We start from the raw sequence: 11,890 nt of genomic DNA, 5'->3' as shown, positions 1-11,890 counted from the left end.
ATCGTAGCTGCCATCGTCAAAGAAAACTCTAGCGGGATGATGCCATCGATTGTCGCCAGAATTAATGTCACTCCTATAACAGGCAAAATTCCCAAGTAAACAATCGATAAAAATGTTAAATTCCAGACCCAAAAAATTATTTGAAAAATTCCCTCAAATACCTGTTTAATTTTCATTTATTTCTCCTTGTAAGCTTTTTTTAACAGTATCGTATACATTACTAGCCAACTCTTTTACTTCAGGATTTTCGGCTTGTAGCGAACTATCAAATAAAATAGAAACTAGCACCCAATTGTGATTTTTTTTAGTGAGGTCGCTTCCGATACGGGACAAGAAGTTATCTGTAGTTAACTGTGCAGATTGCAGCCAGTATACTGCTGATAATTGGTTGTTTTTGAGAGACAGCCACCGGGCTGTTACTGAAGGAGTGAATTGTTTTTTTTCTATGCGATTGACGGGAATTCCGCTGGCTACAAAACACAACTCGGGGGCGTGATAAGTTTGCCATGATGTGCTGGCTACTGTGAGCATGGAACCGCGCAGGTTGTCGGCGACAAATCTGATTTTTTGTGTTTGCGTGTCCGGATAGTTGCCAAAGAATTTTTGTTCGCTAGCATTAAGGGGAATTGAATCTGATTTAATGTATTCAGGCAATCTTAAAGGTGCGATCGCCATTTTTGACGTTTCTACATGAGACAGTTGAGCCATGACTGCCAAAACTGTGACTGCTGCAATTATTCCTGGTTTAGCTAAAGGGTGATTTTCCAGTATTTCTGAGTTGGGTTTGGCAGAAATACCGCTGGTTTTTTGTGGATGAAATTTCGGTACTCGCTGCAGCATTAACCAGGTCACAAAACAAGCACATACTAAACCGACAATTCCCAGAGGAACGTGAATAATTTCTGCTATTTTTGGCTGCTTAAATACTTCGGAAACCAGGACTAACACGGCAACCCGCGCAGTGTTAGCAGACACCAACAGTAAGAGATTAGCAGCGCCGACTGCTACCCATCTTAAACTCAATTTACGCCCTTCCAGCCAGGTAGCAGCTAGCAAAAATAGCGTTCCGACTAAGAGGGTTTTAATGCCGCTACAAGGCACGTCAACGTGAGCGATGCCGTTTTCCAAAACGATAATATCGTAAGAAGAAATAGCCGCAACGTGCAGCATTGAGAGCAACTGTTCTACTACCTCAGCAGTCAGCACTCGCGCCGGCAAACCTAATCCGCTATTAAACTGACTGTTGAATGGTAAAATACAAGCCAGCAAGCCCGCAACTGGCAAGTTTTTTTGCCAAAAGTTCTGCTCCACCAATAAGCCGCACAGCCCGTAAGTTCCGAGGATAAATAGCAGGACAGTAACTTGTTTGATATCAATTATGTACTGAAGGGCGATCGAGCAAATACCCGCACCGAACATCAACAGCAGCGGATATCGCCTCAAAACGAAATTTGGCGAAAATCTGGGCGGGCGATCGGAGTTCCCAATCGATCGCACTACTAATGCTACAATCAGAAAGCCAATTACTATCTTGTATAGTGTGGGTATCTCAACAAACGAGGATAACAACCACTTAACAGCCGAGATATTGGCCCAAAACCAAGCAAGCGCCAGCAAAGAAGGAGCCAGCCAAACCAAATTAACCGCAGAATTAGGACTGACAGCATCTGGAAGGTCAGAATTGGGAATATTGGTGCGCTGCATGATACCGCTTGACATTCACGTTGGTGACATCTTAGCTCAGCCAAATTGGTAATGCCTAGACCGATTATTTAAGTTTTGTCAAGCTTCGATTTTCTCTACAGAGAAGCTAGCGTTATAATAATTAATTTTTGCGGAGGTAAAAATGAGCGAAAAAAGCCCAGGATACAAAATTGTTAGCGATAACCGACAAGCGCGCCATCTCTATGAAATTATAGAGACATACCAAGTGGGAATCGAGTTGAAGGGCACCGAAGTCAAATCAATTCGGGAAGGAAAAGCCAATTTGCGGGACGGATATGGCTTAGTTCGGAACGGCGAACTGTGGCTGATAAACGTTCACATTTCGCCCTGGAGAAGTGCTAGTAACTATTTTAATCACGAACCCCGCCGCACCCGTAAATTGCTGATGCACAAGCAGGAAATCCGTAAATTGATAGGCAAAGTCGAAGAAAAAGGTTTGACTTTAGTGCCGTTAAAAATGTATTTGAAAGGCGGCTGGGTAAAACTCGATATCGGTTTGGGTAAAGGGAAAAAGCTGTACGACAAGCGCGAAGATTTGAAGAAACGCGAAGACAAGCGGGATATGGAAAGAGCGATGAAGCAATTTTAGTCATTAGTCATTAGTCATTAGTCATTAGTCATTAGTCCTTAGTCATTAGTCCTTAGTCATTAGTCCTTAGTCATTAGTCCTTAGTCATTAGTCCTTAGTCATTAGTCCTTAGTCCTTAGTCATTAGTCCTTAGTCATTAGTTTTTAGACATCTCCGAAAAAGAAACTAAAACCTTTGCTACTCGAAGGTTGGATTTTTCTTATATGAAAATGTTTATTACTCAGGAGTCATTAGTGATTAATGATTGGTGATTGCTGATTAGTGATTGATTATTTTAAATCGAGTTCGGTTAATTACTTATCATAAAATTGTTCGATATCTCCCGTTGAGGATTTTGAGGGCTTCCGTGGTGACTACAAACTTAATTAGAGTTATTTCACTCGAGTCCATATTACAGCAGATTGCAAGTTTATGAACTACACCACCCTATCGATTAATCCCCGTAGGGACAAGGGGATCAGCCTATTGGTGTCAACAAACACGTTAAACTGATATCTTGCATCATTCTCAAGAACGGGCTCTTCGGCCCGTTCCACAAAGAGTGAGTTTTCTTGTGGGGTGGGCAGGAGAGCCCGCCCAGAAAAGGCTTATTGAGAATGGTGCAAGATGTAAGTTAAACGTAGTATTGGTCTGCTGTCTGACGATTAGGGCTCGATACTCCGGCGCTTGCGTAGCCTCCGGGGGGAACTCGAAGCGCTCTTTCGTCCCGCTTAAGAAGGGGATGCGAGGGAACTCGATACTGGGTTAAAAACGAGATGTCTCAGGGGTTTCAGGCGATTTTTGACACCAATGGGCCCAGCCTAAGTCTCTACTGCACTTCATAAACCAGGGATAGGCTGTATCTGCTAATACCATCGCATACTGTCGATCGACTGACCGCTGACTAAGTATTATTACTTAAATAATGGGGACAGTTCTACCTTCTTCCTGCTTCCCACTTCCTTTTTTCTGAAAATTTCCGGATTGCTTTTGGAGTCTCAGGAATGATTAACCTATGCTCGAATACCTCTAGGTAGTGGGAGCATTACCCAAGCATTCGGCTGTGGACTTGCAAACTCTTATGAGAAATGGGCTCAAGCCTGAGTCATTTCGTAAGAGGATGATGCCCTTAGGGTGGCAATTAAATGTGGCAAACAAAATATCGCCCAACTCTCAAGTTTAAATATGCTAAAAACGACACCATTAGCTAACATTTTCAATGTTATGAAAGAACCAGCAAAAAAGCATCAAAAATCGAAGTGGGGGGTCTTTTTGCTGATGCTAGCATTAGGCTTTTGCGGCTGGAAAATAGGCTTGCCGGAACTGGCATCAGTTTTTAATAATATGGCCTTTGAAAACTACAAAGCTAATCGATTGGCTAATACTCAACAAGCATATGAGTTAGCGCTCTCCGTAGATCCAAAAAGCCGAACAGCTCTTTACAATTTGGGATGGCTTTGCGAAGAAGTGCAAGATTTACAATGCGCCCGAGGAAAATATCTTCAAGCTGCCAAACTCGGTTTGCCTGCTGCTTACAGCAATCTCGCTCGATTATATATAGTTGAGCAAAAAAACTATGCTGCTGCCGTTCACTTGCTGTGGCAAGGTTTGAAATTAGCTGAGGACGATCGAGTCAAATATTCTTTACTCAAAAACTTGGGATGGGCTCGCCTTGAACAGGGTCGATATTCAGAGGCATTGCAACATCTGGATGCAGCGATTAAACTTGATAGTGAAAGACCAGCAACTTATTGCTTAAAAGCGCAAGTCCTAGAAGGGATGAAAAATACTAAGGAAGCGCTACCCCAGTGGAAAATTTGTCTAAAGTCTGCGGATTCTCAAGAATTCGATGAGGATATATGGATAGGAATGGCACGTCAACGATTAAACGAGGAAAAAACAAATAAATGAAACGCACAGTTTTGCTTTCATCAACCATACTGGCAATTATAACGGTACTGGAGCTAAGTCAAGCCTCAAAAGCACTGCCAACTCCTGCGACTGTTAAACCCACAGTTAATGAATCAGTCGAAATGCTGCTCAACTCGAATCAGTCGATGCGACAGTGCAGAGATAGCAATGGTGGAAAATATGCGTGTCCGAGATTCATCATGCCTCGGGAAGGCCAAGAATAAGAGTTATTTTCAAGAAATTTTGTAGAGTGTACCATCGCCACTTTACAGCAACAGGTATGTAGTATGTGGTAGTATGGAGGGTGCGCAGTGCGCACCTTATAGCATTTGAGATTTGAGATTAAAGAATTCAAGAATTGGAAATGACTTATCAAAAAATTGGGTTTTAAACCCCGTCCTTTGAGGACGGCTTTGTGTTATTTTTGCGCTGCCGTCGGGATAGGGAACTGTGACGACTCGCTTATGGACAGGTCAAAAATGTAAGACTATTTCGGTAGCGGATTTCGATGAAGTGTCAAGAATCACCGCACGGAAGGGGGCGGTAAGTGTTTCAAGACTATAATGGTTTGCAGCTTGGCATTTAGCTGCATTCTTTTTTTGAAGTGGTAGAACTATTAATAATTGCTGTGTCGGCTGTTGCTGGAATCCTCACCGGGCGGGGAGAAAACCCCGCCAGCAATTCTATCTAGTCGCCCTCGGTCAAAGCTGAATCTTGCTGCTGCTGGTGCGGGTTGCTGTAAAAACTAGCAATAATCGCCACCATCAACCACCAAAGCATATTAACTTCCGGCCGGTACCAAACAGTATCGACAAAACCGTGGGCCATCATGCCGACTAAAGTTGCGATCGCCCCTATCAGCCAAAACCCCTGATTCGATTTGAGATTTGGGATTTGAGATTGGGTATTTCGGGATTCTTCCTCTAAATTAGAGATGTTAAATTGTGAATCCCGCAGATTTTTTATCTGCAACAAACCTTGATTGACGGTGACAGTCATCAGCCACAGGAAACACATTAAACCGATAAAACCGGTTTCCACCGCAATTTCCAGCAGCACAGAATAAGCGCTCAAAGCAGTGAATCTCGGCTTCATATAAAGCGGATAAACTTTATTAAAAGCAGTGTTTCCTGGGCCAATTCCGAGAAGTGGTCGATCGCGAATCATGTCAATCACCGCCGTCCAAACATTAATCCGAAAATTGTTGCTGCTGTCACCTCTGCCGATAAACATACTAGAAACTCGATCGCGCAAGGGCTCCACTAAAGCCACTCCCAAAATTAAGGCCCCAGCCAAACCTCCTAACCCTAACGGCAGGGCCCAAGTTCGCCAGAACCGAGGCATCAAAGGGCTGTACCAGTACCACAGCAGCACTAAAAATACCACAAGTAGAGCCACAAAACCGATCCAAGCACCCCGGCTGTCCGTGTAGCGCAAACACGCGCAATTCACCACCAGCATCGTCAGCGCTAAAACTTTTGTTCCCCATCCTTTCCACACAAAAAGTGCGGCGGCACTCAATGCAATGGCCGGCAGCAAATAGGAACCAAGCAAGTTAGGATTTCCCAGAAAGCTGTAAACTCGCGTGACATTGGCTTGAGTAGAAGTCGGATCGTTCCAAGTAGCTAATGGCGGCACTTTGTCAATCCACTGCCGCACGCCGTAGAAACTGACAATTAAAGAGACGTTCAAAAATACGGCAATTAACCACGATCGCCAACGGGGCGATCGCAATATCCGAGCCATCAGCGCAAAAAACAGCAAATACAGCGTTAGCTTGCTCCAACCAGTAGCAGCGGCGACTTTCACCGGCGACATCGCCGTGGCGACGGTGGCAATTCCCCAGTACAGCAGTACCAGCAAATGAATCGGCGTCAAGGCGATGGCGCGATCGTCGGAAACAGTCAGCAGTACCCAAAATGCAGCGCCAGCCGCCATCAACACCCCCACCAAGGCATTATTCACAAACGGCGCCAAACCGAAAGTCAAGCCCAGCAAAACAAAACCCAGGGGTTCTGCCCACTGCATCAGCCAGCTACTCTGCCGCCAACTGCGCAAAGAGCCGATCGCCAAATTTAATAAATAACTTCCACTTTGCCACTGAGAGAGCGGCAAATTTGCCAGACTTAACTGTTGCCAAACTGAATTCATTGCTATTTTAGATTTGTACTTGGTAATCGGGCATTGGGCATCGGCCAAACAGGGCATTGGTGATTGGTTATTAGTTATTATGGGAAATTTTTCATTAGTTATTAGTTATTATGGGAAATTTGTGATTAGTTATTTTATTATAAAACAACTCACCACTAACAACTAATAACAACAGTCAACAGTTAAGCTGTCGCGCATTTAAATTGCCTATTCGGGGCGGGCGGGACGCCCACCCCACAATAGTTTTATTGTTTTTTGACATACAATTTAAATCCCGAACAGCTTAACTAACTTCATCCCTTAACAACCAACAACTAACAACTAACAACTAATAACAACAGTCAACAGTCAACAGTCAACAGTCAACAGTCAACTAACTTCATCCTTCCAACAACTCCGTAGCATTGGTGCAGGGCAGCCAGAGCACGTAGCGATATCCAGATTCCGGGGCGCCTTGAATCGAGAGTTGACCGCCTTGAATTTCCACCAACTGGCAGCAAAGCAGCAGCCCCAAGCGTTCCCTGGCCCCGTAACCAGCTAACACCGGTGCGGTATCCTCGGCATTCTGGGCCACCAAAGCCGCCAACTCAGAAAACGCCAGCGTTAATCGCTGCGAACCCTGTGTCGGGAGTTGCGGTTCGAGTCCCAGGGAGTCGGTTTCGGAGTTCGATGGCGAACCGCTATCAGATCCGACCTTCAACAAGTAGTCGGAGTAGAGTTTAGCATGGGGCAAACTTTCTCCCAACCAAGGATGAAAAACCCAAACTCCGAGGTGGAGACCGTCTTCTGTCGGAGAAACGTGGACTCGAATCACGCTGCCTGCCCCAGCCGATTGAATAATGCTAAAAATTAAGTGGTGCAGCATTTGCTGAACCTTATCTTTATCGACCAACCAGATGCGCGGCCCGGGTCCCATCGACCAATTAATTTCTTGCTCTCGTCTACTTGCCACCGGCGACAGGATTGTCACAACCTGCTGGCACAAAGTTTCTATATCGATTGCGGTTCGCTTCAAGGTGAAAGCGGAATCATCTAGTTCTGCCAGTTCCAAAATTTCTTCAACTAGCGATCGCAAAGAGCGGCTGCTGTCTTGGATCACGTCAATATATTCTTTTTGCTTGTTCGTTAAGGGGCCATAAATTTCTTGTTTCAACACGCTTGCCATGCCGACGACCGAAGTGAGCGGTGTGAGCAATTCCTGCGCTAAATAATTCAGCAATTTTACCTTAATTGAGTTAGTAGACAAATCGATAGGTTTGTTAGTCATCGGTAATTTTTATTAGTTCATTGTCAAACGAGGGTGGGCGGTTCATTAGACCTATTCCCAAAGTCTATAATAATCTGTTTGCTGTTGACCCAAGAAAAACGTAGTGAAGAAAAATATATATTTCTTCTTCCCTCGATCCTCTTGCTTTTTCCCTGGAACCTCTTCCTTATCTGACTAATTAAGATTTAATCATTGCTTCTAAAGCTGATTGCAAATCTTGAGTGAGTTCGGCAACTGCTAACCTGCGACTGCTTTGATATCCCTCCCAGCGATCGCTTACTGATATCGGTTCGCCCACGGTCATTTGTACCTGCTGTTTGCCCAACTTCGGTCGGCCGAAAGGATTTCCCCCTTTGATCCGAGCCAGTACGTCCCACAGCAGTAAAGTTGTTTCTGCCAAACGTTCTGCTGTCAGCTTTTCTTCGACGTACCTGCCAGTGACTGACACGAAACTTTCTACCAGTCTCATGTGCCACATCCGGAGATTTGCTTCTTCAGCGAGGCGATCGGCTAATCCTCTTTCTAAGGGAGAAAGTGCTGCAATATTTTTGATATCTTCTCGATAAATATAGTCCCACCCTGCTTGTTCCAGACGGCGGCAGCGGTCTATTACACTGCCTTTGGGCTTTAAATTGAAATATTCTTCTGCTACTTGCAAAGCCACGTCTAACAGTCCTTTCAGTCGAGCCATCAGTAGTTCATTGCCCGAATCGTTTGCCGTCTTTTCTGGTAGCGATAATGATGTTAAAATAGATGTTTGTGGGGGTAATTTTTTATGATAAAAACGGCTGTAAAACTCTTCCATCACTGCTAGCAAATTGCCGCCCAGCCGAATCAGGCGCCGATATTGGAATTTGTGATTTTGGTTTTCGGAATCGGGATTTGTGGTCTCTAAATTGGCGATAGCGGTGGGTTCTAAGGGTGGCAGTCCGCAATCAATTTCTAATTGAGTTAAAAGTTTTTCTAGGGGTTGCCAAGGTGGCTCAACATAGCGGTATTGAATGCCGATCGGCACAATTAAAACTTTTTCAGTGCGTCCGGCTTTTAGCAAATCTTCAACGCACCAGAAGGCCATTTGAGCAATTCCGGGTTCCAGGGGGCTAACTATTTCATTGTGACCGTTGGTGGCGCCTTCTGGGGCGGCGGCGATCGGGAATTGGCTGTTGACAAATAAATCGCGCGCAGATCGCAATCCGACCCGATCGATCTTACCGCGAACAATCGGAGTGCCGCCGAGTTGGGAATACAGCCAGCCGACAGCAGCACCGGCCCACAGGGGAATGCCGCGATCGTAGATAAAGTGGGAATGTACCGGGAATTGCAGGGAAATGCCTTTGGCCCGTGCCGCCTGGGGAACGAGTTTCCAAATTAGTTGGCCCAAACAGTAGGGATCGTGTGAGTTGGGGTGGCGGAAGGCTAGCAAAAAGCGAACTTTCTGATTTTGAAATTGGTGGAATAGTTCGGCGAGGGTTTCGACGTTTTCGGCTTGAATGTGGCTGATATTCGTCCGAAATCGCACCCACCAGGGGAGTATTTGCTGGCAGCCTTGCATCACTAGCGGGTTGTAGGCTGGGGGTAGGAATTCCAGCGGCGGCTGAACTTGGCTAATTGAATTGGGCATTTTGCGATTTTAAATTTTAGATTACTAGGCTGCGCTAAAAACTTCCAATTTTTACAATGCTGAAGTTTTTTTTATTAACCGCAGAGGACACAGAGGACACAGAGGAAGAGAGTAGATAGCAAAGCGTGTCAACTTAACGTCAAAAGTATTACCCGTCAGGGATCGGATATCATGTCCAGTCGATCGACCACAATATTTTGGTCGGAGTGGGTTTACGGGATTTCTGGCTTATATTACAACTTGGGGGTGCACCCGCCCCGACACAGAATTACGATTATTTTACAGGACTAGATATGAACCCATCATCTTTTTTACCCCACTGCCCTTGACAAGGGGGATGCGATGGGGTCAATCGATTTTAGATTTTAGATTTGAGATTTTAGATTAAAGAATTGAAGCATTGACCCCACGGATAAATTTGGGGGGCAAGTTTCATCGGATACAGGTTTTTTATTTCTGGACGGATGAATCCGGGGGCTTGTATCCTGGATGCTTTCGGTCGGAAACTCGACTAAAAACGAGATTCACCCTCTGTTTCAGTCTTCAACGCAGATTTTTGCAATTCTTTAATCTAAAATCTCAAATCTAAAATCCTATTGCGCGGCTTCAAATATCATTTCTTGGAAGTTAATGACATCCGATCGCGGATCGCAGTGTGTGACTTTGACTTCTAGCCGATCGCCTATTTCGACCGATCGACCAAATCGCATTGCCAATTCTAAACCCAATTCTTCCAATAAAATCAATCCGAGATTGCTGTCTTCCCTCAGCCAGCGCAGCATTAAAGCTTCCCAAACTTCATCGGGGTTGCGCCGCAAATATTCCAATCCCCAATAGCGGTTAGTTTGACGTTCGACGGTGGATGCTTCTTTAACTGCGGTGCCTAGACACATCACAATGTCCTGTATTTCTTCAGCCGTAAAAGGTAGGGGTTCGCCCCGCAGGTGGGCTTTGATTTGGAAGTGAGTCAGCAAGTCGGTATAGCGACGGATCGGGGAAGTAACTTGAGTGTATAATTCCAAACCCAAGCCGGCGTGGCGTCCGGGGGTGAGGCCCATTTCGCTGCGGGGCATACAGCGGCGCACGGCGCAAGCGCGGGCGGGGCCTGCCGGCACGGCCAGCAGTTCTTCATCGGGAGGGAGTTCGGGCTGTGCCTGATAGCGGTACGGTATGGGCAGGCTGTGAGCTTGACCGTAGCGGGCGGCTAGTTCGCCGGCTAAAATCATCATTTCCGCTACTAGCATCCGGGCTGTGGAGTCGTCGATGACCTGGATTTTTATCTCGTCGCCGTTGACTTTAATGACGGATTCGGGCATGAAAATGCTGATTGCGCCTTGGGCTTCCCGCCATTTTTGCCGCAGTTTTGCAGCAGAGGCGATCGCTGCTATTTCCGGTTCTGCTTCGATTCCCAACTCCAGCATTTCGTCTACGTCATCGTATGTCAAGCGGTAGGTGGGTTTTATGGTGCTGATGTGGATGCTGTAATCTTGAGCCGCGCCGATTTCGTCTAAGGTGACGCTGAAGCTGAGCGCGCTGCACTCTTTGCCTTGAATTAAACTCATCGGCCCGGTTGCCAAAGCTGGGGGAAACATGGGAATCATTCCCGTGGGCAGGTAAACCGTAGTGGTGCGCTTTCTGGCTTCGAGGTCGAGTTCGTCTCCGGGGGAAAGCAAGCGGGTGGGATCGGCGATGTGTATCCAGATCCGCTGCTGGCCGTTTTCGAGGAATTCTAAGCTGAGGCCGTCGTCGATTTCGGTGGTGCTTTCGTCGTCGATCGTGTAAACCTTGAGGTGAGTTAAATCGAGACGATTTGTGTCCGAGTCGGTTGGGGGATTTTCTAGGCAGCGTTGGGCCACTTCTAATACCTTTGCGGAGAATTGTAGGGGAATTTGGCTGCGCCGCAAAAACAGGTTTTCGTGGCTACTCCACAGGCCGAGATCGACTAGGAGCCCAAATGCTGCTTCGGGGTTTTCGGAACGTTCTAAGCTGGCTAAAGTTTCTAAGGCCGGGGTGCGGTGCGTTGCTTCTTCTCCGAGGAGGGCAAAGCGTTCTAGGGCGTCGAGGCGAGTTCTGTCGCTATTTTCCCAATCTACATTTTTTCCTGCCAGCCGCTGTTTGACTCGATCCCAAAATCCTTGGGATTCTTGGTGTCGCTGCTGTTCTACTTCTTGTTGGTGTTTGATTTCGGCTACTTGGGCGGCCGATCGCGGTTCGTAGCGATCGCCCTTTTGTTTGAAATACAATTTGTCTGTTGATAACAAACAGTAAGCCGCGTAACACTGGGCCGGACTACTCTGGGAAAATAACAGTTTTGCCAGGGATTCGGGATCTGTCGTTTCTCCGTCGCCGACTAGGAGTTCCCAAGCTACTTCCAAACTCGACGGATCTGAGTAGGCTTCTACTTCTTTGAGAAATTTGGGAATGTCGGAGGGTTTGTAAGTTTCTCCCACTACTTCGTAGCTGATTTGCTTGGGCGGTATGCTGTGCGGTTGACCGTTTTCGTCTACCACGACCCAGTTTTTCTTGCCATCGGGGCGATCGGCAACTGCCAGACGGCGGTCGCCGTGCACTCTAAATTCTACTAACGTTCCCTTCTCCACTTGCCAGCTTTATATTTGAGATTTTGGATTTTTACAATAGCCACTTA

8 protein-coding genes are annotated in these 11,890 nt (G+C 46.2%); 3 read left to right on the top strand and 5 right to left on the bottom strand.

The window, feature by feature from the left end; genetic code table 11:
• Positions 1-165 precede the first annotated feature (165 nt).
• Complete coding sequence (xrtO, locus tag ACUVJL_RS32120; RefSeq protein WP_445249531.1) at positions 166-1,719, bottom strand: exosortase O; 1,554 nt, start codon at positions 1,717-1,719, stop codon at positions 166-168.
• Between the two features lie 127 nt (positions 1,720-1,846).
• Between xrtO and smpB the strand changes: the two genes are divergently transcribed.
• The 3 genes from smpB (at position 1,847) to ACUVJL_RS32105 (ending at position 4,428) form a co-directional block, all read left to right on the top strand.
• Complete coding sequence (gene smpB / locus ACUVJL_RS32115) at positions 1,847-2,314, top strand: SsrA-binding protein SmpB (protein ID WP_006631384.1); 468 nt, start codon at positions 1,847-1,849, stop codon at positions 2,312-2,314.
• Between the two features lie 1,257 nt (positions 2,315-3,571).
• Positions 3,572-4,204 (top strand): tetratricopeptide repeat protein, encoded by a 633-nt coding sequence (locus ACUVJL_RS32110; protein ID WP_445249530.1) that lies wholly within the window; start codon positions 3,572-3,574, stop codon positions 4,202-4,204.
• Positions 4,201-4,428, top strand: a complete 228-nt coding sequence (locus ACUVJL_RS32105) for an Osc7112_2153 family protein (protein WP_445249529.1) — start codon at positions 4,201-4,203, stop codon at positions 4,426-4,428. Before ACUVJL_RS32110 ends, ACUVJL_RS32105 begins: the two co-directional genes overlap by 4 nt.
• A gap of 463 nt (positions 4,429-4,891) precedes the next feature.
• Here ACUVJL_RS32105 and ACUVJL_RS32100 read toward each other — a convergent pair whose 3' ends face one another.
• The 4 genes from ACUVJL_RS32100 to ACUVJL_RS32085 form a co-directional block, all read right to left on the bottom strand.
• On the bottom strand, positions 4,892-6,355 hold the full coding sequence (locus ACUVJL_RS32100; RefSeq protein WP_445249528.1) for an IctB family putative bicarbonate transporter: 1,464 nt from the start codon (positions 6,353-6,355) through the stop codon (positions 4,892-4,894).
• A 379-nt stretch (positions 6,356-6,734) separates the two neighbouring features.
• Positions 6,735-7,622 (bottom strand): sensor histidine kinase, encoded by an 888-nt coding sequence (locus ACUVJL_RS32095; RefSeq protein WP_445249527.1) that lies wholly within the window; start codon positions 7,620-7,622, stop codon positions 6,735-6,737.
• Between the two features lie 178 nt (positions 7,623-7,800).
• Positions 7,801-9,243: a 1-acyl-sn-glycerol-3-phosphate acyltransferase gene (locus ACUVJL_RS32090; RefSeq protein ID WP_445249526.1), complete on the bottom strand. Its 1,443-nt coding sequence runs from the start codon at positions 9,241-9,243 to the stop codon at positions 7,801-7,803.
• Between the two features lie 593 nt (positions 9,244-9,836).
• On the bottom strand, positions 9,837-11,843 hold the full coding sequence (locus ACUVJL_RS32085) for a ribonuclease catalytic domain-containing protein (protein WP_445249525.1): 2,007 nt from the start codon (positions 11,841-11,843) through the stop codon (positions 9,837-9,839).
• Between the last annotated feature and the right edge of the window lie 47 nt (positions 11,844-11,890).

This window comes from Microcoleus sp. OTE_8_concoct_300 (assembly GCF_031383065.1).
Lineage (GTDB): Bacteria > Cyanobacteriota > Cyanobacteriia > Cyanobacteriales > Microcoleaceae > Microcoleus.
Note: the sequence above shows the minus strand (reverse complement) of the source record. Positions and strands in the feature narration are given on the sequence as shown.